The organism is Candidatus Neomicrothrix sp. (assembly GCF_035329545.1).
Classification (GTDB): domain Bacteria; phylum Actinomycetota; class Acidimicrobiia; order Acidimicrobiales; family Microtrichaceae; genus Microthrix; species Microthrix subdominans.
Genome location: NZ_DAOLGP010000015.1, coordinates 16,791 through 37,107, shown reverse-complemented (window position 1 = coordinate 37,107; position 20,317 = coordinate 16,791). Strand labels below are relative to the sequence as shown.

The following is a 20,317-nucleotide window of genomic DNA, read 5'->3' as shown; positions in this document are numbered from 1 at the left end:
CACCGTGCGGCGTTCGCTGGTTACCCTGCGGCAATGCGCCCAACCAAGTGGTTCGTTCCGTTCGTCGCTCTGCTGATGGTTGTCGCCGGGTGTTCCGACTCGGACGAGGCGGCGCCAGACAGCGCGAACTCCGGGGAAGGGGCTTCGACGACCAGCGCAGCGGACGTTGGCGCCGACGCGGCCTACGCCGAGCGTGGTCCGAACGAGGTGGGTACCATCGCATTCAAGCTGGACGACGGCCGCCGAGTGCAGGCCTGGTACCCGGCAGACGACAGCGCCGCCGACCTTCCGCTGGAGTCGTTCGACCTGGCCGGGCTGCTCAACCCCGGGCTGCAGGCCCAGATCCCCAAGGACAAGCGCCCGCTGTACGAGATCGCCGCCCATCCCGACGCCGATGCCGGCGCAGACGGCCCCTACCCGGTCGTCCTGTTCAGCCACGGCTTCGCAGGCTTTCCCGAGCAGTCCGCCGACCTGGTGACCCACCTGGCGTCGTGGGGCTTCGTCGTCGTTGCGCCCGATCACGTCGAGCGCAGCCTCAGCGGACAGCTCGGCACCGCAGCGCAAGGCGTGACACCGCGAGAGGATCCCGAGGTGCTGACGGCGTCGCTCGACGCAGCGCTGGTGCTGAAGGACTCGCCCCTCACCGGCCTGCTCGACGAGGACATGGTGACCGTGGCCGGCCACTCGGCGGGTGCCGGCGCCGCCTACCGGGAGGCGAGCGCCGACCCTCGCATCAAGGCGTTCATCGCCTACTCGATCGGCGAACGCACGGTCGACGGTGAGGCACCGCCGCCCGTGCCCGACGTGCCGGGCATGGTGATGGCCGGCACCAAGGACAACATCATCCCCTTTAGCGCCAGTGAAGAGGTGTACGACGGAATGCGGCCGCCCAAATACTTCGTCAAGATCGAAGGTGCGGGGCACCTGGTGTTCTCCGACATCTGCCTGATCGGCAAGGAGCAGGGAGGGCTGGTCGGGCTGGTCGGCGAGATCGGCTTGGACCTGCCCGCAAACCTGCTGGCCCTGGCCTCCGACGGCTGCGAGGACGATCAGCTCGACCCCGCCAAGGCGTTCGAGGCGATCGACCACTTCAGCGTGGCCTTCCTGCGCTACAGCCTGGGCATCGATCCCGAGCCGGTCGGCCTCGACCCGGCGGTCACCAAGAACTTCACCGACGCCACCATCACCCTGACCGCCGACCTCGGGTAGAGGGGATCCACAACGACAGAGCGGCCCGGCCGACGAATCGACCGGGCCGCTTCATGGTCTTGGATTGCTCGTTCCGTTCGGCAACGGACGGAACGGCCTTGGGTCAGCTGGCTGGTTCTGAGACCGTACCGACCAGGAAGCTCAGGTTGACCGAGTTGTCCGGTCCGCCGAGCAGGTCACCGAAGATGCCACCCAGTCCACCGCAGTCCGTCTCGGCAGGGGGGTTGACACCAAAGCCGTCCCGGCCCACGTCGAGCATTCCGGTGTCGGGGTCGATCTGTCCGCCGAGCGACATGCCGAATTCCAGGTCACACGGTTGAGAGATCGGGCCCAGAGCGTCGACCTCGTCGACGGTGAAGACGATGCTCGTGTCAAAGCCGCCAATGCCCGTTTGCGGTTGGAACTGACCGTACCCGGTGGCAACGTTGTTGATGCTGTAGGTGACCGTCAGGGTTCCGAGGCCCGGGACCTCCAGCGGGAACGAACCGCCGTCGAGCGCAAGTTCCACGTCGAAAAAGCCTGTGTCCGCTTGGTCCCAAGCGCCGGTTGCCTGGCCGGTGACAGGGATGTCGACGGGAATGATCTCATCTGCGGTCGGCGGCTCGGCGTCCGGATCGCCCGGCACAGTTACGTCGATGTGGATATTCCCGGAAACGGCGGAGTCGAACCCCGGTGCCGGCGCCGGTGCACACGCTGCGGCAATGAGCGTCAACAGTGCCAGTACGGTCACCGCCAAGCCGGTTCGCGTGGACGTAAGCCTTCGTTGTTTCATGTGGTCTCCCCTGATGGGCCGGCGAGCACATCCCGCTCGCACAACGATCGCTCTGACCGTTGTCCGACGATCAGAGTGATCGTTGGACAGCACGGGCGACCATAGGAATGGAGGTACTGGGTGTCAAACGACCCGATCGGCCAGGGTGAGGATTAGCCGACGAGGAAGCTGACGGTGACCGAGTTGTCCGGTGCGCCGAACAGTAGGGCGACGAGCCTCTGGAGTTCGCCGCAGTCCGACGGACCCGGGGGCGTGACGTCGAAGCCGTTCTGGCTTGCGTTCAGCATGCCGGTATTCGGATCGATCTGGCCGTCGAGCGACATGTCGTAGGTCAGGTCGCATGGCGGTCGGATCACGCCGCTCAACGCGGTGAGATCGGTGACGGTGAAGACGATGCTGGTATCAAAGCCGCCGGTGCCCGTTTGCGGATCGAAGGTTCCCGTCCCGGTTGCGGCGGCGGCGATGCGGTAATGGAACCACAAGGTTGGGGGGAGCGGAGCGTAGATCGGGAACGCGCCATCGTCCATCGCCAGGTTCACATCGAACTGGCCGGTGTCCCCCGTGTTCCAGCTGCCCATCGCTTGGCCGGTCAACGGGATGTCGAAGTGGAGCGGCTGATCGGCGGTCGGGGGATTGGCGTTCGGGTTGCCGGGCACCGTCACATCGATGTGGATGTTCATGGTGACGGCGGAGTCGAACGTCGCCGGCGGTGCCGGTGCACACGCTGTGGCGACGAGTGTGAGCACCGCCAGCACGGCCACTGCCATCCCGCTTCGCGTCGAAGCCAGCCTTCGCTTGCTCATGCCATTTCCCCCTGTTTGGCTGTCACGGAAGCCCCCGCTTGCTCAACGAACCCCCCCCGATCGTCAAGCAGCAATCGAGATCGCTGGGCAGCGTCTCTGACAGTAGGAAGAGACCTCAAGAATGTCAACGGCCCGATCGGACCGCCGAAGCACACGGCCGAACTCGCACAGGTGTCGCCCCCATGACGAAGCGGCCCGGCCGACGAATCGACCGGGCCGCTTCATGACAGTGGTTTTCCTGGTTCCATTCGACAACGGATGGAACGACCTCGGGTCAGCTCCCTGGTTCCAAGACCGGACCAACCTGGAAGCTGAGGGTGACCGAGTTGTCCGGTCCGCCGAGCAGGTCACCGAAGATGCCACCCAGTCCACCGCAGTCCGTCTCGGCAGGGGGCGTGACAGCAAAGCCGTCCTGGCCCACGCCGAGCATCCCGGTGCCGGGGTCGATCATTCCGTTGAGCGACATGCCGAATGCCAGGTCGCACGGTGGAGGGATCGGGCCCAGAAGGTCGACCGAGTCGACGGTGAAGACGATGCTGGTGTCAAAGCCGCCGATGCCCGTTTGTGGATCAAAGCTCCCCGACCCGGTTGCGACGTCGTTGATGCTGTAGGTGATCGTCAGGATGCCGATGCCCGGGACGTCAAGCGGGAACGAGCCGCTGTCGAGCGCCAGGTCCACATCGAACTGGCCGGTGTCTCCCGTGTCCCAGGTGCCCGATGCCACGCCGGTGAGCGGGATGTCGACGGGGAGCGTCTGATCCTGGGTCGGTGGATCGGCGTCCGGGTCGCCCGGCACCGTCACGTTGATACGGATGCTACCTAACGCATCCGAGGAGAAGGCGGTCGCCGCTGTAGGTGCCGGCGCACACGCTGCGGCAATCAGTGTGAGCAACGCAAGAACGGTCACCGCCATACCGGTTCGCGTCGAAGTAGGCCTTTGCTTGTTCATGTATTCCCCCTTGTTGTGCTGGTGCGCAAGCCCCGCTTGCGCAACGATCGCTGTGATCGTTGAACAACAACCTTTTTGGTCGTCGCACAGCGCGACTGACATTAGGAATCACTTTCAGGTCTGTCAAATGAGACACGACGGCACTCGGGGCGGCCCGGGTCACGACAGGTCGGCGAGGTCGACGGTGCGGGTGATCTCGATCGCCTCCAGAAACCGGCGGTCGTGCGTGATCAGCAGCAGCGTCCCATCCCACGACTCCAGCGCCGACTCGAACTGTTCGATGGCGGGCAGGTCCAAGTGGTTGGTCGGCTCATCGAGCACCAGGCAGTTCACCTGTCGGGCCATCAACAGCGCCAGCGCCGCCCTGGTTCGTTCACCCGGCGATAGCTCGACGGAGCGTCGCTCGACGTCGCCCGCACCGAGGTCAAACTTGGCCAGCAACGACCGAGCCTCGGAGATCGCCAGGCCCGAGGCATTGATGAAGCCGTCGAGCAGCGTGGCGGGGCTACTGCTGTTGGTCTCCCCCTCGTCGTCGTCGTCGCCGCCGAACTGATCGCGCGCCTGGTTCAGCTCGCCGACCACGACCGAGCGCCCCAGCCGGGACTCGCCGGATTCGAGCGGAAGCCGCCCGAGAAGCGCGTTCAACAGGGTGGTCTTGCCCGATCCGTTGGGCCCCACGATCGCCACCCGTTCGGCCCAGGAGACTTCGAGGTCAACCGGTCCAAGCACGAAGTCGCCGCGACGGATCGTGGCGTGGCTCAGCATGGCCACCATGTCGCCGCTGCGAGCGGTCGACGTCAGGTTCATCCGCAGGTCCCAGCCCTCCCACGGCTTGTCGACGACATCGAGACGCTCAAGGGCCCGGTCCAGCCGGGCCGCCTTCCCAGCCAACTTCTCGCTCTGGGCCAGGTTGTGGGCCTTGATGAACTTGTCGCCGTCGCGGGGGTTGCGCCCGGCGCGACGGGCGCCGTCGGTGGCCCAGTCGCGTGTGCGTTGGGCACGCTGCACCAGGTCGGCACGGGTGGCGTCGTAGGTGGAAAACGCCTGCTCCGCATGGCGCCGCCCGACGGCGCGTTCGGCGAGGTAACCGGCCCACCCGCCGGCGAAATACGAGCCGGTGTGGGCATGCTCGTCCAGTTCGAGCACGCCGGTGATCGTCCGCTCCAGAAATGAGCGATCGTGGCTGACGATCACGATGGCGCTGTCGCTGCCTTCGACGTAGGCCTCAAGAAAGTCCAAACCATCGAAGTCGAGGTCGTTGGTCGGTTCGTCGAGCAGGACAACGTCGGCGCGCGTGAGCAGGATCGACGCCAGCGCTGCCCGACCGGCTTGGCCACCCGACAACGTCGAAGTCGCCTGATCGAGGAGCGCTGCGCTTTGGCCGAGCCTGGCCCAGGTCTCTTCGCAGCGGGTCGGAAAGTCTGCGGCGCCCACCTCCATCCAACGGTCGTAGGCCGCCTGGTAGGCGTCGTCCGCGCCGGGCCTCCCTTCGGCGAGGAGGGCGGTGGCCGCCTGAAACCTCGCCTCGGCTTCGGCGGTGCCCGAACGCCGGGCCAGCATCGCCCGCACGGTTTCGCCCGTTCGTCGCTCCCGTTCCTGGGCGAGCAGCGCGATGCTGGCGTTGGGCGGAGTCAGCGTCACGGAGCCGGAATCGGGGCGCAAGGAGCCCGACAGTGCGGCGAGCAGCGTCGATTTGCCCACACCGTTGGGTCCGACGATGCCGAGGCGGTCGCCGGTCGAGACGCTCAGATCGATCGCGTCGAGCACGGCGATGCCGCCACGTTCGACCGACAGGTTCCGCGCCGTGAGGGTGACATGGCGAATTGGGGGATGAACAGGCATGAAGCGGCTTTCGACGAGTGGTACCGGGAGGGGCATCGGCCCGGAGGAACCGGGCATGGGTCGTTGCGCTGCTCACTTCACGTGGGCGAACCTACCCCACCACGCTGGGTCGGGCGAGCGAATTTGTCGGCCCGCCGCCGGAGGCAGCGGTCGCTCTCAGCGGGTGGCCGACCGGTAGCGGAACGACTCGGCGATGCGGTCGGCCAGTGCCTCGGGGTTGTCCCACAGCGCATCATCGACCGCCAATATGGCGACGTGGTCGTCGACCGACGGGCCGCCGGTCGCTTCCGGCGGGGCCTCACCGGACTCGACAATGGTGAGGACGCCGTTCGTGCGGTCCGGGTGTTGGACGGCCAGCCTGGCTACCAGCAGGGCGCTCCGTCCGGCGCCGACGTACGACGCCCACGGCAGCTCCAAGTGCCGCAGCAGCGCAAACACGTCCCCGGTCGTCAGCGCACGCGTGAAGTCATCTGCGGTCCAAGCGGTGATCGCCCGGAAGCCGTCGAATGCAAGCGCCGCCAACACGTTGCGCCATTCGACGTCTCGGCCCGGGGGCGTGCCCAACAGGACGACCGCGTCGCGATCGAACGGGCCGCGCTCCTGGTAACCCACTGCGCCGTCGTTGTGCTCGATCGTCCCGCCGGTCGCCGGGTACAGGTCGTCGAGGTTGGCCTCGAACCCGGTCACGGTGGCCCCGCCGACGGCGACGGGGGAGAAGTCGGCGCGGTCCTCTTCCGGCGCCGCAGCACGGATGAACATCCGCGCGACGGCGAAGAGTCCGGCGGTGCTGTAGGCGACGGCCATCGAGACGAACAGTGCTCCCGGGCCCACCCGGCCCACCAACGCCGCACCGACAACCGGCCCGGCAATCGCTCCGACGCCCTGCAACAGCACCATGCGGGCGCCGGCGGCAACGGTGAGGTGATCGTCCAAGTAGTCGTTCGCGTGGGCCAGCGTCAGGGAGTACAGCGAGAAGGTGGCGCCGCCGGCCACGGTGGTGAGGGCGATGATGATCAACCGGTGGGTCGGCCCCACTACGGCCACAGCCAGGCTCGCAGCGGCCCCACCCGCCGTCGCGACGGCGATCACCAGGCGGCGGTCGACCCGGTCCGACCATCGGCCCAACGGCACCTGAAGGGCCACGCCACCCAGGAGCGCGGCTCCGATGAACGCACCGGTGGCCTGGCGGTCCAGCCCCGCTTCGGCGGCGTACACCACCCCGCCGCTCAGCATGGCCGCGACAACAAATCCCGAGGCGATCGCGCCAACCGGGGCAAGCGGGGCTACCTCGATGAGGTGGCCCCAAGGCATGCGGCTCGGCTCCGGCGCCTCGGGGGCTTTGAAGCTGGCCAACGACACGGGAACCACGGCCAACGACACCAGCACCGATGCCATCACGAACGCGCCCACCCCGGCGGGATCGGACGCTGCGTAGAGCATCTGCCCGGAAAACACCCCGGCGCCAACCACCGCCATGTAGGTGGCGAGCAACGTGCCACGCGACTCGTTGGTCGCTGCGCCGTTCAGCCAGGTCTCGGACACGACATACAGGCCGGCGATGCACAACCCCGAGACGGCACGGAGCGCAAACCACGTGACGGCGTCCGGGGTGACCAGGTGAATCAGCAGTGCCCCCGAACCCAGCGACGCCAGGCCGGCGAACACTCGGACGTGCCCCACCCGCTCGATGGCGCCGGGGGTGGCCATCGAGCCAACCACGAAGCCGACGTAGTAGCCGGACAGCACGATGCCGATGACGGTCGGGGAGAAGCCGATCAGTCCGGCCCGGGTGCCGAGGAGGGTTGAGCTGAGCCCGTTGCCCACCATCAGCAGGGCCACGCCGATCAGAAGCGGGGCGGCGTTTCGCAGTGCGGCGTTCGTGCCCGTCGGGCTGGTGGTGGCGATGGCGGTCACGGCCTGATCCTGGCACTCGCCGTCGCAGCGGGTCGATTGGCCCAATTCGGCTGTGGCGCCCGACCAAACCCGGCGCTGACCGGCCCGTACGTTGGTCCGATGTCACGCTCCCGGTTCAGATTCCTCGGTCTGTTTGTTCTCGTTGCGCTCGTCGGCGCGGCCTGCGGCGACTCGGGCGACGACGCTTCTGGTGGCGGCTCCGGTGACAGCGCCAACGGCGGTGCGGCCGCAACCAGCGGCGAGCGGATCGACACGGGCGCCGGCGAGGCAGTCCTCTGGGGCGACGGCAGCTACGGGGTGGTGCTGGCCCACGGTGCGGCGTTCGACGCTGCAAGCTGGGAGGACCAGGCCACGGCGATCGCCGACCAGGACGCCACCGTTGTTGCGGTCGAGGACATCAGCCCCGAGGGCATCGAGGCTGCGGTCACCTACCTCAACGAGGAGCGCAACATCGCCGACGTGGCGCTGATCGGAGCGAGCGCCGGGGCCGGTGGAACGATGGAACTCGTTTCTCAGCAGCCCGACCTGCCCGATCAGATCATCTTGTTGTCGCCCAACTCGGTGGTCGACGGGCTGGGCGCCTCCCCGAAGTTGTTCATCGCCAGCGAGGACGAGCCGGTGGCCGACGTGTCCACCCAGATGGCAGACACCGCCGAGGGCGACGACAACGAGGCGATCATTCTGCCCGGGTCTGCTCACGCCCAGAACATCTTCGATACCGACCAGGCCGAGCCCACCATGAAGGCCATCCTCGACCGGCTGAACGAGTTCGCCAACTGACCCCCTCCACCGTTCGGTGACGCTCGCCACCTCGGGTGCGCTGCCAACTCCGGAAGCACTGCCAACTCGGGAGTGCAGGTGACCGTCAGACCGCGCTTTGGGCTCCCCGGTTCGGGCAGGGTGGGGGTGCTGCCGGCAACTCGGGAGTGCAGGTGACCGTCAGAGCGCGTTTTGGGCTCCCCGGTTCGGGCAGGGTGGGGGTGCTGCCGGCAACTCGGGAGTGCAGGTGACCGTCTGGGCGCGTTTTGGGCTCCCCGGTTCGGGCGGGGTGGGGGTGCTGCCGGCAACTCAGGAGTGCAGGTGACCGTCAGACCGCGCTGTGGGCTCCCCGGTTCGGGGGTGTTGGTGAACTCGGACGGTCCCCGTTACGAGCCCAGCGCTCGGTCGAGCGCGCCGACGATCTCGTCGCTAGGCACGCCGATGGAGCGGGCGCCGTCGACGTAGGTGCGAACCAGTTCTTCGAGGCGCTGCGTTCGGGCGTCGGGCACCACGTCGGTCGCTTGGTCGCGCACGAACGTGCCTCGCCGACCCCGGGACTCGAGCACGCCGTCGGCCAGTAGCTCTCGGTAGGCCCGGGCAACGGTGTTATTTGCCAGCCCCAGGTCGCCTGCCAGCTGACGGATCGTCGGCAGCCGGGTGCCGGGTTGCAGCGCACCGGTGGCTATCGCGTCGAGTAACTGGCTGCGCACCTGGGCATAGGGCGGAATCTCCGCTGCCGCATCGACGGTGATGATCATGCGCCGACCGATTTCGTGGTCGGATCCGGGTGGGTTTTCGGTGTGAGCTGTAGCGGCCGTCGCCACGTCGGTGCCCACGGTTGTTGAGTGATGATCGCGGCGAAGACGATGTAGGTGAGTCCTCCGACGATCACCATCGCCGGCAACCCCACCCAGGCCCGTTGCCCTGAACCCAATGAGACTCGAATCGCCGAACCGAGCGTGATGAGCGACATCATGATGGCCGAGGCGACGGCTGCCGTGGCGCCGGTGGACCGCAGCGCGTCGTCGGCCGCCCTCCTGGTGGCGCTGCCGGTCATTTGGGGTTGGCGACCGATCACCCGGAGCGCCACCTCGGCCAGCGCGGCGACCACCACCGCTGCCAACAGTTGGGGGACCTGCGCCCGCACCGACAACGCATACTTGGGCGGAAACGCTTTGGCCAGCCCGAAGAGGATGATGGCAGTGGACAGCGCGAGCCACGGAGCCAGCCGGGCTCGGGGTTGGGCGTATCGGGACGGTAAACGGGGTGATAGCTCGGCGGCACGGACGTTGCCTGGCTGTTCCGGCCTTGAGACGGCGGCCAACATGGAGCCGAGCACGTACCCCGTGAGCGGAATCCAGGCGGCGCCGTCAATCCAACTGGGAAGGGGCTTCGTCATGATCGCGGGAAGGGCGAAGAACCACCAGAAGGGGAGGCTGACCAGGGACCGGTAGCGACGCGCTCGACCGAGTCGGTCCCGGATCATGTCGTCGTTGTGCGTGGTGATCGTGACCTGCGCCTGCGTGGCCCAGCGGGTCATCTGCTTCCAGGTCGGGCTTCGAAACGCCAGGACGAGCAGGACTCCGGGCACCAGGATGCCGGGAACTGCGAACCAGAACAGGGAGGCAACGTCGGTGTCCATCGTGCTCCTTCGCTGGTCCCTTAGGGTTGTTCGCTCAATGTATCAAATGTGGCGATACAAACAAGACGACATATCGGTCGGCCGGACCAGCGCCAGCATGCGTCCCCGGCAACTGGGGAGTGCGGGTGACCGTCTGGGCGCGCTTTGGGCTCCCCGGTTCGGGCGGGGTGGGGGTGCTGCCGGCAACTCGGGAGTGCAGGTGACCGTCAGACCGCGCTTTGGGCTCCCGACTTCGGGGGTGGGGGGTGGGGGGGGGTGGTAGTGAGGGTGTTTTAGGGCTCGATGATGTTGGCGGTCTGGAAGACGTCGAGGGCCGAAAGGAACTCGGCGGCGACGGCGGTGTCGCCGGACTCGACCGTGATCGTGCCGTCGTCGACCAGCGGGCCGAAGCGCTCGGCCTCATCGGTGATCGTCACCATCGTCGCCCGGTCGAGGCTGACGACCACGTCCACCGTCGGGATGTCGTCGGTCGCAGTCTGGCCGTCGGTTGGGGCGCCGTCGTCGCCGGGCTCGGCATCGAGGGGGAGACGCCGCTGCGAGATGGCGTGGTTGCTGACCTCCACCAGCTGGGCCTCGTCCAGGTCGGTCAGCCGCCACAGGATGGTGGCCCGGTCCCGGAACCTGGCCGGGTTGAAGCGCACGCCCATCGCGTCGATCAGCAGCTCGCCGGTCATGGCCCTGGCCATCGCCGGCTGGCGGGCCCGGCCCAGCTGGAGCGAGCCGTGGCGCAGCTCGAACGCACCCATCAGGTAGGCGTTGCGCCAGGTGGCCGACTCGGACTGGTAGCCCAGCTGCTCCATCGCATCGGCGGACAGCCGGCGCGCCTCGGTGTTGGTGGGATCGTCGAAGATCACGTGGTTGAGCACCTGGGCCACCCAGCGATAGTCGCCTTGGTCATAGGCCAGCCGGGCACCCGCGATCACATTGGCGGCACCGCCCATCGCCTCGACGTAGCGACCAGCGGCCTCGACCGGGGGCAGCGGGTGCAGGTTGGCCGGGTTGCCGTCGTACCAACCCAGGTAGCGGTTGTACACCGAGCGGACGTTGTGGCTGACCGTGCCGTAGTAGCCCTGCACGTGGCTCTGGTGGGAGAAGCACTCGGGCAGGCTGAGTTCGTCGGCGATCTCGTCGGGGGTGTGGCCGTGGTTGGCCAAGCGCAGCGTCTGGTCGTGCATCCAGCGGTAGACGTCGCGTTGCATGGCGATGAACGCCTTGGCGTCCTCCCGCCCGAAGCGGGGCCAGTGGTGGCTGGCGAAACAGATGTCGGTGTGGTCGCCCCACATCACCAGCGCCTCCTGGAGGTATTTGCTCCAGGCGAGCGCGTCTCGGGTTTGGGCGCCGCGGATCGGATACAGGTTGTGCAGGTTGTGGGTGCAATTCTCGGCCAGGCACAAGAGCGACTTGTCGGGGAAGAAGAAGTTCATTTCCGCCGGCGCCTCGGCATCGGGGGTGTTCTGGAACACGATGCGGATGCCGTCGACGTTGAGCTCCTCGCCGGTGGCGGCGATCGTCTCGGTGGGGGCCAGCAGGTTGGAGGCCCCGAGGGGGAGCGCCTGACCCAACCCGGCGTCCACCTGGCCCCGGGGGCCCGGGGCCAGTAGCGGACCGAACTGGTACAGCGCCCGGCGGGACATGATCGGCCCGGCGTGGCCGTTCTCCTTCACCGCCTCCTCGAGGAACCCGTCCGGGGCGATGATGCGCACGTCGCCGGCCGTGACCGCCTGCTCGGAGGTCACGCCGAGCACGCCGCCGAAGTGGTCGACGTGGCTGTGGGTGTAGATCACAGCGGTCACCGGTCGCTCGCCCAGGGTGTCGTTGGCGAGGGCCAGGCAGGCGGCGGCGGTCGCCTCGGTGGTGAGCGGGTCGATTATCAGCCAGCCGGAGTCGGCCGCCATGAAGGTGATGTTGGAGATGTCGTAGCCGCGGGCCTGCCACACGCCGTCGGCCACCTCGAACAGGCCGTGGTTGGAGTTGAGGCGGCCCTGGCGCCACAGGCCGGGGTGCACCGACGGGGGCGGCGCCTCGTCGGTGCGCAGAAAGTCGTGGCTGGCCACGTCCCACACCGCATTGCCGTCCTGCTCGACCCGGCCGCCCGGCAGCTGGACGACCAGGCCACGCCGAGCCGCTGCGAAGTCGACCTCGTCGTCGAAGTTGACGACGGCGGCGGAGTTGGCCGCCTCGGTGAACCCGGTGGCCGGGCGCGGATCGAGATCGCTCACGTGATGTCCCCCTTGGTGGTACCCCGAGGGGAGGGTAGCGGCCCGGGCGCTCGCTTAGCGGCGGGTTTTGGTGCGCCCCGGAGCGACCGACTTGGTGTCGGCCGCCTTCCTGGCGTTGATGGCCTGCCAGATGGCAGTGACGATCAGGGCGCCAACGAGCGAACCGATCAGCCCGCTGATCTGAAACGTGATTCCCTTGCCGCGAATCAGGTTGATCAGGAGCCCGCCGATAAACGATCCGGCGATGCCGGCGACGAATGCCATCGTCCAGTCGACCTGGCCGCCCTCGCGACCGAGGATGAACTGCGCAGCTGCGCCGACGACCATGCCGGTAATGATGATTCCAATGATGAGCACGACACGACGTTACCGGGTGATCCCTTCTTCGCTGCGATCGGGGAACTCCGTCGCACCGCCGAACCAGGGCAGTCGTTCAGCTCAGGATCAGATCGACCGCAACCGCCACGCTGACGGCGGTGAACGCAACCGTGGTCCACCCGACCGCTCGGGCCGCACCCGGGTGGACCACTCGGTCCCCGCCGTGTTCGATCGGGCCGTGCAGGTGGCGGTAATGGAACCCGGCCCAGACGAGCACCGCCGAACCGATCACGGTCTGAACCAGCCCGGCCAGAGCGATCGCCCAGTGCCCGCCCTTCGATCCGGCTCGTGCCAGCACAACGCCGAGCAGCAGCATCGAGATGGCGGTGCGCTCCCAGGCCAGGGCGTTCCGCTCGGGCTGAAGCCCCGGCTTGTCCAGTTCGGGGGCGAGCCGCGGTTTCTGGCTCACAGCTTGCCCACGATGACGAGCACGCTGGCAGCGATCGCCACCAGCGCCGTGCCGATCGTCATCACCTGGGGGAGGATCGATGGGGGCAGCGGCCGCTCGAGGCGAATCGATCGTTCGTTGGCCGACCAGCGCCGATACGAGGTGGCGGCGGTGATGAAGCTGAGGCCGAGCAACATGAGGCCCAATAACTCCTGGCCGTAGAATGTATCGATCACCGTGATCGTTCCCAGCCCGCCGGCCGCCAGTGCGAGGGCCGTGCGGATCCAGGCGAGGTACGTGCGCTCGTTGGCCAGCGTGAACCTGTAGTCGGGTTCGGATCCCACCAGCCTGGGGTCGGTTCCGAAGCTGTTGGTGATCGCCTGGCGGGTGGGTCCGACCCGCCGGCGAGGCCGGGATGGTGCTGGGGTCGTCATTGCGCCCGACGCTACCCGGCCACGTCGTAGGTTGGTGTTTATGGGGACCTCCGAGTTCGATGGCGGCGGCGGCGGCGACGCCGACGACGCTGCGCCCAGCCGCGATGACCGTGACCTTGGAGGGGACACGGCGCGCCGAGATGGCGCAGCGCCCCGAGATGGCGCGGAGCCCCCGGATGCGATGGCGGCTCGGCGCAACGCGATGGTGCAGCGCCAACTGGTGGATCGAGGGCTCGTCGACCAGCGCGTGCTCAAAGCGATGGGTGAGGTGCCCCGGGAGCGCTTCGTGCCGAGGAACCTGCGCCGCCGGTCCTACGACGACGGTCCGCTGCCGATCGCCGAGGGCCAGACGATCTCTCAGCCCTTCATCGTGGCGGCGATGACCGAGAGCGCCCAGGTGGCCCCGTCCGATCGTGCCCTGGAGATCGGCACCGGCTCGGGGTACGGGGCCGCGGTGCTCAGCCGGGTGGCCGCCGACGTGGTGAGCGTCGAGCGCCATGGCCTGCTGGCGAAGAGCGCTGCGGACCTACTGGCTTCGCTCGGCTACGACAACGTCACGGTGGTGACCGACGACGGGTCACTCGGGTACGCCGACGGGGCGCCCTACGACGTCATCATCGTCACGGCGGCCGGACCGAGCGTGCCCGACGCCCTCCTCGAGCAGCTGGCCGACGGCGGCCGGCTGGTGATGCCGGTCGAGCGGGAGCCTGGCGACCAGCGGCTGGTGCAGGTCACCCGACACGGCGATGAGTTGGTGGAGGCAGACCTGGGGGCGGTGCGCTTCGTGCCGTTGATCGGTGATCAGGGGTGGCCCGACCAGGGTGGTCAGCGCTGATCGGCGCCGGGATGTGCCGGGACACGTTCCTCCGGGGCCGAAGCGGACGAGGGGGTTCCTCACCCGCATCGCTCGAACCGTGCAACGCATCGGTGACGAGGGCCGCATTCTCCATTGTCGATCTGTAGAACGAACACATCCGAGCGTCCTCACAGCGATGGGCGCGGCAGCGCCGGCGTTTAACCTGTCCTGATGGCGGGCATTGGGCAGGAACCGATGGCGGCCGAAGCCGACCAGCGAGGCATGAAGGAATGACATGAGCGAACACAAGAAGACCTCACCACTTGATCCGGCCGCTGTGCTGGGTGAACACGACGATCGGGTGTTCGGGATTATCGATAACCCCGACGTCGACGTTCCCGAGCTGATGTCCAAACTGGCCGACCTCGACGTCGACCCCGAACTGGTTCACGTCTATCAAGGACAAAAGGGACTGGAACAGTTGTCTCCCGGCTTTGACGGCGCTGACGGTGGCGTTGGTGTTGGTGGTGGCGGTGGCGTGCTGCGGGGCATCAAGCGCGCCATCCAGAGCCTCGGCGAGGAAGGTCGGTACGTCGAACGGATTCAGGAGGAACTGAAGGCGGGCCATGGTCTGGTCACGGTCTCGGTTGGCGAGAACAACCGGTCTCGGGTCATCGCAGCGATGAAGGAGCAGGGCGCTCACCACATGTACCGATACGGCAAACTGACGATCATCGATCTCTGAGAACGGACGCAACTATGAACGCATGGGCCTGGGTCATCGTCGCCGTGGTGGTCGCCATCATTTTGATCATTGCGGTGCTGATGATCCTCCGTTCGCGCCGACGGGGTTCGGTGTTGGCCGCCTCCGCAAGCAAGGGGGAACGGCGATGACGCACCTGCTGAGGGCGGGCGATCTGATCGGACTCCCGGTGGTGTCGATCGCCACCGGCGAGGACCTCGCCGAAGTTCGAGACGTCATCTACGACGGCAGCGAACACCGGCTGCTCGGGTTCACGCTGAACAAGCGAGGAATGTTTGCGGGACGCCTCAAGGAGGTGCTCACCGCCGAGTCGGTCACCGGCATCGGTGCCGATGCGCTGATGATCGATGACACGACGGCGATCGACGAGGCGGCAGCCGACGAGGAGTCGCTTCGCCATCTCAAGGCGGCCAAGCCGGTCGTCGGCAACCGGGTGGTGTCCTCCGACGGCAATGCCCTGGGCGAGGTCGTCGGTGTGGTGTTGAGCACCGGGCGCCGGCCGGAGGCGGTGGGCTACGAGGTGAGCGCACCCGACTTGGACGGCACCGCCTTCGTGCCGATCAGCGACCAGATGGCGCTGTCGGGCGACAACCTGTTGGTCCCGGTGGAATCGACCGAGTTCATACGCAACGACCTGGCCGGCTTCGGGGCGGCGGTGACGGAGTATCGAGAGCGGATGATGAACGCATCGCCCGTCACCGAACGTCCCACCGACGAGGGAGGCCCTCAGTGATCGATACCTTCAACGCGGCGGACAAGCGCACGGTGGTTGCCGGAGACTCGGCCGACAACATCGGCAAGATCCGTGGCTTCATCATCGACCCGGGTGCTAACCGGGTCGAAGCGGTGCACATCTCCGGTCGAGGAAAGAACGCCGACATCGTCGAGTGGGGTCGGCTTCGCTTCGGTGGCGACGCGGTGATCGTCGACTCCGAGGATGCCGTCGAGCGGGTGGATGAGGAACGCGAGGTGCTTGCGGTCAAGGGCAAGCTGGCGATCCGGGGCAGCCGGGTGCTGGACACGGCCGGTTTCGAGCTGGGCACCGTCGAGGATGTGAGCTTCGACAGCGACACCGGCCAGCTGATGACCGTGCGGACAACCACCGGCGAGGTGGATGCTGCGCGCCTGTGCTCCCTGGGCTCCTACGCGCTTGTGGTCGACGCCGAGGAGTAGTCCGACGGCCGACCGTGGCCAGGAAGCTTGCCGCCGACACGGCGACAAGCATCCAGCCGCTCACACCTTGTCGCTCACACGCTGGCGGTCGCGCCCGGGTTGACGAGCACGCAGCGGGTACCCGAGTAGATCGTCGGCAGACACTTGTTGCAGTGAACGCACAGGCCGTTGTGATGTTTGGGCTCGTCCCGCATCAGGTTGGGCAGGTCGGGCTGGCGCAGCAGCGCCCGGGCCATCGCCGTCATCTCGAACCCCTCGTCGAGCGCGTTCTCGATCGTGTCGCGCCGGTTGATGCCACCGAGCAGCACCAGCGGCATCGACAGGGCCTCACGGAACTGCCGGGCGAACGGCAGGAAGAAGGCTTCCTCGAAGGGCAGCTCGGGAAAGATCCTGCTGCCGAGCACCCGCAGACCCAGGCCGACCACCTTGGACTGGGTGGCGATGAACTCCTCCATCGGCACGTCACCCCGGAAGAAGTACATGCCGTTGAGCAGCGAGCTGCCGCCGGTGAGAACGAGTGCGTCGAGCTGACCGTCCTCCTCGAGCATCGATGCGAACTGCAGGGACTCCTCCAGCCACAGGCCCCTTTCGACGCCGTCGGCCATGTTGAACTTGGCGATCACCGCCACGCGGTCGTCGACAGCACCGCGCACGGCATCGATGATCTGGCGGATGAAGCGCAGCCGGTTCTCCAGGCTGCCGCCGTACCGGTCGGTGCGCTTGTTGAGGTTGGGGCTGAGGAAGGACGACGGCAGGTAATTGTGGCCGAGGTGGATCTCGACGGCGTCGAAGCCGGCGTTCTCGGCGACGGTGGCGGCGGCAGCGAACTGCGCTGTCACCTCGTCCAGCTGGGCCACGGTTGCGCCCTTGACGATGCTCATTGCCGGGTTGCTCCAGCGGGTGGAGGGGGCCAGGCTGTGGGCGCGGTTGGAGTGAACGTTGGCCACCATGCCGGCGTGACCGAGCTGAGCGGAGACGGCGGCCCCCTCTTCGTGCACAGCGTTGGTGAGCCGCTCGAGGTCGGCGGTGACCTCGGGGCGCATCACCAACGTGTTGCGATGCACCCGGCCGCCCATCGAGACCGAGCAGTACGCCACCGTCGACATGGCGGCGCCGCCGGCGGCCACCTGACGATGGAACTCGATCAGCTCGTCGGTCACGGCCCCACGGGGCATGACCCCCTCGAAGGTGGCCGCCTTGATGATGCGGTTGCGCAGGCGGATCGGCCCGAGCTGGTAGGGATCGAACGGGCTCGGCGTCGGATCGGGCGCAGTGCCGGTGGTCGAGGGTGCGGTCGAGGGTGATGTCATCGGCTCAGCCTTCCAGGTGGACTCGGTCGCCTACTGCGATCGTGCCAGGGTTGACGACCTGAAGGTACAGGCCGAGGTGGTTGGGATGGTCGGGGTTGAGTTCGTTCATGGCGGCGAACAGCCCCGGTTGACGGGCCAACCCATCGGGTTGGGCCCGCAGCGGCATGGCACAGCGTACGGTTGGTGACCCGACCGACAACACCGCGGTGCCCACCCTCAGGCGGCGGTTCAGCCAGGCCTGTTCCCCAAAGGGCTCGATGTGGTCGGCGACGTCGACGACCAGGTTGGGGCGGAACCGCCGCACGTCCCAGTTGAGGTCGGGCCGGGCTTCGGCGCAGCCGGCCAGGGTGGCCGAGCTGATCAGGTGGACGGCTGCCAGGTCGAGGAACGTCCCCGGCGGGGTGGGGATCTCAAAATATTCGGCGTCGTCGTCGGGGGGATCGAAGGTCATCTCGTAGCCGGTGTCGGGTACCTCCCCGGCCCGGCACAGCTCGACCGGTCGGCCCAGCCAGTCCGACAGCACCCGGGAGGCATCCGGGGCGCCGATGTCAACCTGCCGTCCGTCGTCGAGGGTGATCGTATTGTCATCTGCGCTGGCAGTGAGCAGGCGGCTGTACCGCTTGGCAGTCATCAGCTTGCCGGAGTCGCGATCGATGAGGCCCCAGGTGCGGTCACCGACCGCAGCATCGACGGTGAACTCGAGGGAGTCCACCTCGAGGCCCTGCATCGACTTGACCGGGGCCCGAAAGCAGGAGGTGACGGTGGCGACGACGTCGGTCATCGTCCGAGTTCATCACATGGGGCGGGCCGAGGGGGATGCGGCGGTAGCGCTCCCGGATGCGAAACGATCACTTGGACGGGTGCCCTGCGGCCCGGGTGGGTACCGTGCCCGAGATGGACGCTCAGCAACCTTTGACCCCGGTCGTCACCCGTTTGCGCGAGGCCGGGTGGTGGTCGTGGTTGGCAACGGCGGTCGTGTTTGGCGCTGCGGGCGGACGTCGGGGACGGCGGGCCGCACTGCGGGGGCTGCTCGCCGTCGCCGGCTCACGGGGCATGGTCCGGGCCATCACGGTCCTGACCCACCGGGGCGAATGCGCCGGGGACGCACGCTCGATGGGGGCGCGTTCGGCCCTGGCGCTGCTCCCCGGTGGACGCTTGGCCGCAGCCGCTTCGAGGCAACCCTCCGCCGAAGCGGCGTCCGCCGCCGCCTTCGTCACCGCTGCCGCGCTGGAATCGGCTCCGTGGACCGCCGTCGCCTCGGTGGTTGGCCTGGCGGGCACGTGGGACCTGCCGGATCGCCAGGGCGCGCGCTCGGTCACCCTCGGCGCAGCGGTCGGAGCGGCTGCGGCGGTCGCCACGCTGCGCTGGTGGCCCCGCATCGACACGTCGCCGGCCGAGGCGCCCCCGGCGCCGGAGCGTTTTGCGGGCCAACTGGGGCCGGAGGGTGAAGGGCTTGCCATCGTCGTCAACCCGGGTTCGGGCGGAGGTGGCGACGAGGCCGAGGGCCAGATCGAGGAGATTCGCCAGGGACTGCCCGGGGCCACCATCGTCAGGTTCGAGGATGGCGACGACCTGTTGGAGCTGCTCAACGGGGCGGCTGAGACGGCCAAGGCGCTGGGTGTGCTCGGTGGCGACGGCAGCATCAACGCGGCGACCGAGGCGGCGTTGGCCCATCGGGTTGCGCTGGCGGTGTTTCCCGGCGGAACCCTCAATCACTTCGCACGGGACCTGGGGGTCGACACCATCGCCGAGGCGGTTGACGCGGTGCTCGAAGGCACGGTTGTCGAGGTGGACACAGCGACGATCGCCGACCGTCCGTTTCTCAACACCGCCAGCCTGGGCAGCTACTCGGAGCTGGTGGTGGCCCGGGAGAAGCTGGAGGATCGCATCGGCAAATGGCCGGCCATGCTCGTGGCGATGGTGAAGGTGCTCCGGCACTCCACCCCGACGAAAATCGTCATGGACGGCAAGCCCCGCCGGGTGTGGATGATCTTTCTCGGCAACTGTGCCTACGACCCGCCCGGTTTCGCGCCGGCCACCCGGGCCCGCCTCGACGACGGCCTGATCGACCTGCGGCTGGTCGACGGCTCGGCCCCGGCGGCGCGGCTGCGCCTGATGCTGGCGCTGCTCACCGGAACCCTCGGCAAAAGCCGTGTCTACCGCCGCCGGCTGGTGAAGCGTCTCAACATCGCCTCCGAGGAGCAGAACCCGATGCTCGCCGTCGACGGCGAGGTGTTTGAGGGGCCATCCAACTTCGTGGTGGCCACGCGCCCCGGCTCGCTGCGGGTCTATGCACCGACCCGCTGATCGCGGACCGTTGCCGGTGTCGGGTCGGCAATGGCTGACCGCAGTGGCTGGCGTGTACGCGCTAGGGCTGGCGCTGGCGGCCGTCATCACCCGAGGTGCAGTCGATCGATTCGACGACCGAACGACGGCGGAGCTGCGCCGCTGGGTGGCGTCGCACCCGGCCGTCGGCGAGGTGGCGGCGAAGCTGACCATGATCGGCTCGCCGGTCGTGCTGGTTGCGGTCGTGCTTGCGGGCGCCGCCTGGCTGGAAGGACGGGGTGATCGGCGCGCTGCGATCACCCTGGTGCTGATCGGTGGGCTGGGCGCCATGGTGGAGACGGCGCTCAAGGTGACGATCGCCCGTGCCCGTCCCGAACTGGACGCCCTGGTCTTCGCCCGCGGGTCCAGCTTTCCCTCCGGTCATGCGATGAACTCGATGATCGTGTTGGTGGCCACAGCCCGGCTGCTCGCAGGCGGCCCGAGAACGTCGGCCGATGGCGCCGCCCCACGGCGGCGGGTCGGCGTCGCGACGGGCGCCGCGCTGGCGGTGGCGATCCCGATCGGCGTCAGCCGGGTGGCCCTGGGCGTCCATCACCCGGGCGATGTTGTCTCCGGTTGGGTGCTGGCCGCGTTGTGGCTGACGCTCACGCTGGGGGAGGCTCGGCTCCCCTCCGAAGCGT

The 20,317-nt window shown here is 67.9% G+C and carries 21 protein-coding genes and 1 pseudogene; 9 read left to right on the top strand and 13 right to left on the bottom strand.

All coding sequences use genetic code 11. The annotated features are described in order from the left end of the window. Nucleotides 1-33: 33 nt before the first annotated feature. A complete protein-coding gene (locus PKD89_RS10205) occupies nt 34-1,209 on the top strand; it encodes an alpha/beta hydrolase family protein (protein ID WP_324332424.1) in 1,176 nt (391 codons plus the stop codon). Between the two features lie 103 nt (nt 1,210-1,312). On the opposite strand, the gene PKD89_RS10200 is transcribed toward PKD89_RS10205, so the two are convergent. The 5 genes from PKD89_RS10200 to PKD89_RS10180 all read right to left on the bottom strand — a co-directional run bounded on the left by PKD89_RS10200 (nt 1,313) and on the right by PKD89_RS10180 (nt 7,489). Further along, nucleotides 1,313-1,981 (bottom strand): hypothetical protein, encoded by a 669-nt coding sequence (locus tag PKD89_RS10200; RefSeq protein WP_289010083.1) that lies wholly within the window; start codon nt 1,979-1,981, stop codon nt 1,313-1,315. Nucleotides 1,982-2,133: 152 nt separating this feature from the next. Beyond that, complete coding sequence (locus PKD89_RS10195) at nt 2,134-2,643, bottom strand: hypothetical protein (RefSeq protein ID WP_324332423.1); 510 nt, start codon at nt 2,641-2,643, stop codon at nt 2,134-2,136. A gap of 415 nt (nt 2,644-3,058) precedes the next feature. Next, on the bottom strand, nt 3,059-3,676 hold the full coding sequence (locus tag PKD89_RS10190) for a hypothetical protein (protein WP_289010081.1): 618 nt from the start codon (nt 3,674-3,676) through the stop codon (nt 3,059-3,061). 216 nt (nt 3,677-3,892) lie between these two features. After that, nucleotides 3,893-5,575, bottom strand: a complete 1,683-nt coding sequence (locus PKD89_RS10185) for an ABC-F family ATP-binding cassette domain-containing protein (protein ID WP_289010080.1) — start codon at nt 5,573-5,575, stop codon at nt 3,893-3,895. Between the two features lie 156 nt (nt 5,576-5,731). Further along, nucleotides 5,732-7,489, bottom strand: a complete 1,758-nt coding sequence (locus PKD89_RS10180) for an MFS transporter (protein ID WP_289010079.1) — start codon at nt 7,487-7,489, stop codon at nt 5,732-5,734. Nucleotides 7,490-7,588: 99 nt separating this feature from the next. Here PKD89_RS10180 and PKD89_RS10175 point away from each other — a divergent pair, with 99 nt between their 5' ends. Then, complete coding sequence (locus PKD89_RS10175) at nt 7,589-8,269, top strand: alpha/beta hydrolase (protein WP_289010078.1); 681 nt, start codon at nt 7,589-7,591, stop codon at nt 8,267-8,269. A 365-nt stretch (nt 8,270-8,634) separates the two neighbouring features. Here PKD89_RS10175 and PKD89_RS10170 read toward each other — a convergent pair whose 3' ends face one another. The 6 genes from PKD89_RS10170 to PKD89_RS10145 all read right to left on the bottom strand — a co-directional run bounded on the left by PKD89_RS10170 (nt 8,635) and on the right by PKD89_RS10145 (nt 13,309). Then, the gene (locus tag PKD89_RS10170) at nt 8,635-9,006 is read right to left on the bottom strand and encodes a GntR family transcriptional regulator (protein WP_320415443.1); all 372 of its coding nucleotides are present in this window, start codon (nt 9,004-9,006) and stop codon (nt 8,635-8,637) included. After that, the gene (locus PKD89_RS10165) at nt 9,003-9,890 is read right to left on the bottom strand and encodes a hypothetical protein (protein WP_289010077.1); all 888 of its coding nucleotides are present in this window, start codon (nt 9,888-9,890) and stop codon (nt 9,003-9,005) included. The genes PKD89_RS10170 and PKD89_RS10165 overlap by 4 nt, the downstream gene beginning before the upstream one ends. A gap of 272 nt (nt 9,891-10,162) precedes the next feature. After that, nucleotides 10,163-12,109, bottom strand: coding sequence for an alkyl/aryl-sulfatase (locus PKD89_RS10160; protein ID WP_289010076.1), 1,947 nt, complete (start codon nt 12,107-12,109; stop codon nt 10,163-10,165). Between the two features lie 54 nt (nt 12,110-12,163). Further along, the gene (locus PKD89_RS10155; RefSeq protein WP_289010075.1) at nt 12,164-12,466 is read right to left on the bottom strand and encodes a GlsB/YeaQ/YmgE family stress response membrane protein; all 303 of its coding nucleotides are present in this window, start codon (nt 12,464-12,466) and stop codon (nt 12,164-12,166) included. Between the two features lie 76 nt (nt 12,467-12,542). Then, complete coding sequence (locus PKD89_RS10150) at nt 12,543-12,896, bottom strand: DUF202 domain-containing protein (RefSeq protein ID WP_289010074.1); 354 nt, start codon at nt 12,894-12,896, stop codon at nt 12,543-12,545. Then, a complete protein-coding gene (locus tag PKD89_RS10145) occupies nt 12,893-13,309 on the bottom strand; it encodes a YidH family protein (protein WP_287374627.1) in 417 nt (138 codons plus the stop codon). The genes PKD89_RS10150 and PKD89_RS10145 overlap by 4 nt, the downstream gene beginning before the upstream one ends. Before the next feature lie 40 nt (nt 13,310-13,349). Here PKD89_RS10145 and PKD89_RS10140 point away from each other — a divergent pair, with 40 nt between their 5' ends. The 5 genes from PKD89_RS10140 to PKD89_RS10120 all read left to right on the top strand — a co-directional run bounded on the left by PKD89_RS10140 (nt 13,350) and on the right by PKD89_RS10120 (nt 16,041). Further along, nucleotides 13,350-14,144, top strand: coding sequence for a protein-L-isoaspartate(D-aspartate) O-methyltransferase (locus PKD89_RS10140; protein WP_289010073.1), 795 nt, complete (start codon nt 13,350-13,352; stop codon nt 14,142-14,144). Nucleotides 14,145-14,400: 256 nt separating this feature from the next. Further along, on the top strand, nt 14,401-14,850 hold the full coding sequence (locus PKD89_RS10135; protein ID WP_289010072.1) for a hypothetical protein: 450 nt from the start codon (nt 14,401-14,403) through the stop codon (nt 14,848-14,850). Nucleotides 14,851-14,864: 14 nt separating this feature from the next. Continuing rightward, on the top strand, nt 14,865-14,999 hold the full coding sequence (locus tag PKD89_RS10130; protein WP_287374618.1) for a hypothetical protein: 135 nt from the start codon (nt 14,865-14,867) through the stop codon (nt 14,997-14,999). Beyond that, complete coding sequence (locus PKD89_RS10125) at nt 14,996-15,601, top strand: PRC-barrel domain-containing protein (RefSeq protein ID WP_287393801.1); 606 nt, start codon at nt 14,996-14,998, stop codon at nt 15,599-15,601. The genes PKD89_RS10130 and PKD89_RS10125 overlap by 4 nt, the downstream gene beginning before the upstream one ends. Next, nucleotides 15,598-16,041 carry a PRC-barrel domain-containing protein gene (locus PKD89_RS10120; RefSeq protein WP_287374614.1) on the top strand — a complete coding sequence of 148 codons (444 nt, stop codon included), beginning with the start codon at nt 15,598-15,600 and terminating at the stop codon, nt 16,039-16,041. Before PKD89_RS10125 ends, PKD89_RS10120 begins: the two co-directional genes overlap by 4 nt. Before the next feature lie 74 nt (nt 16,042-16,115). Here PKD89_RS10120 and PKD89_RS10115 read toward each other — a convergent pair whose 3' ends face one another. Both PKD89_RS10115 and PKD89_RS10110 read right to left on the bottom strand, forming a co-directional pair. After that, nucleotides 16,116-17,351 carry an NADH:flavin oxidoreductase gene (locus PKD89_RS10115; protein WP_287374612.1) on the bottom strand — a complete coding sequence of 412 codons (1,236 nt, stop codon included), beginning with the start codon at nt 17,349-17,351 and terminating at the stop codon, nt 16,116-16,118. A 4-nt stretch (nt 17,352-17,355) separates the two neighbouring features. Continuing rightward, nucleotides 17,356-18,132 (bottom strand): MOSC domain-containing protein, encoded by a 777-nt coding sequence (locus tag PKD89_RS10110; RefSeq protein WP_289010071.1) that lies wholly within the window; start codon nt 18,130-18,132, stop codon nt 17,356-17,358. Nucleotides 18,133-18,245: 113 nt separating this feature from the next. Between PKD89_RS10110 and PKD89_RS10105 the strand changes: the two genes are divergently transcribed. Then, a complete protein-coding gene (locus PKD89_RS10105; protein WP_289010070.1) occupies nt 18,246-19,658 on the top strand; it encodes a diacylglycerol/lipid kinase family protein in 1,413 nt (470 codons plus the stop codon). Next, nucleotides 19,642-20,226, top strand: a pseudogene (locus PKD89_RS19950) (phosphatase PAP2 family protein); the annotation flags it as partial. The gene PKD89_RS10105 and the pseudogene PKD89_RS19950, both read left to right, overlap by 17 nt. Nucleotides 20,227-20,317 lie beyond the last annotated feature (91 nt).

Excerpts from the sequence above, each read along its gene's own strand:
- PKD89_RS10205 (WP_324332424.1), top strand. The coding sequence starts at position 34 with ATGCGCCCAACCAAGTGGTTCGTTCCGTTCGTCGCTCTGCTGATGGTT.
- PKD89_RS10200 (WP_289010083.1), bottom strand. The coding sequence starts at position 1,981 with ATGAAACAACGAAGGCTTACGTCCACGCGAACCGGCTTGGCGGTGACC.
- PKD89_RS10185 (WP_289010080.1), bottom strand. The coding sequence starts at position 5,575 with ATGCCTGTTCATCCCCCAATTCGCCATGTCACCCTCACGGCGCGGAAC.
- PKD89_RS10175 (WP_289010078.1), top strand. The coding sequence starts at position 7,589 with ATGTCACGCTCCCGGTTCAGATTCCTCGGTCTGTTTGTTCTCGTTGCG.
- PKD89_RS10170 (WP_320415443.1), bottom strand. The coding sequence starts at position 9,006 with ATGATCATCACCGTCGATGCGGCAGCGGAGATTCCGCCCTATGCCCAG.
- PKD89_RS10165 (WP_289010077.1), bottom strand. The coding sequence starts at position 9,890 with ATGGACACCGACGTTGCCTCCCTGTTCTGGTTCGCAGTTCCCGGCATC.
- PKD89_RS10145 (WP_287374627.1), bottom strand. The coding sequence starts at position 13,309 with ATGACGACCCCAGCACCATCCCGGCCTCGCCGGCGGGTCGGACCCACC.
- PKD89_RS10140 (WP_289010073.1), top strand. The coding sequence starts at position 13,350 with ATGGGGACCTCCGAGTTCGATGGCGGCGGCGGCGGCGACGCCGACGAC.
- PKD89_RS10135 (WP_289010072.1), top strand. The coding sequence starts at position 14,401 with ATGAGCGAACACAAGAAGACCTCACCACTTGATCCGGCCGCTGTGCTG.
- PKD89_RS10130 (WP_287374618.1), top strand. The coding sequence starts at position 14,865 with ATGAACGCATGGGCCTGGGTCATCGTCGCCGTGGTGGTCGCCATCATT.
- PKD89_RS10125 (WP_287393801.1), top strand. The coding sequence starts at position 14,996 with ATGACGCACCTGCTGAGGGCGGGCGATCTGATCGGACTCCCGGTGGTG.
- PKD89_RS10115 (WP_287374612.1), bottom strand. The coding sequence starts at position 17,351 with ATGACATCACCCTCGACCGCACCCTCGACCACCGGCACTGCGCCCGAT.
- PKD89_RS10110 (WP_289010071.1), bottom strand. The coding sequence starts at position 18,132 with ATGACCGACGTCGTCGCCACCGTCACCTCCTGCTTTCGGGCCCCGGTC.
- PKD89_RS10105 (WP_289010070.1), top strand. The coding sequence starts at position 18,246 with ATGGACGCTCAGCAACCTTTGACCCCGGTCGTCACCCGTTTGCGCGAG.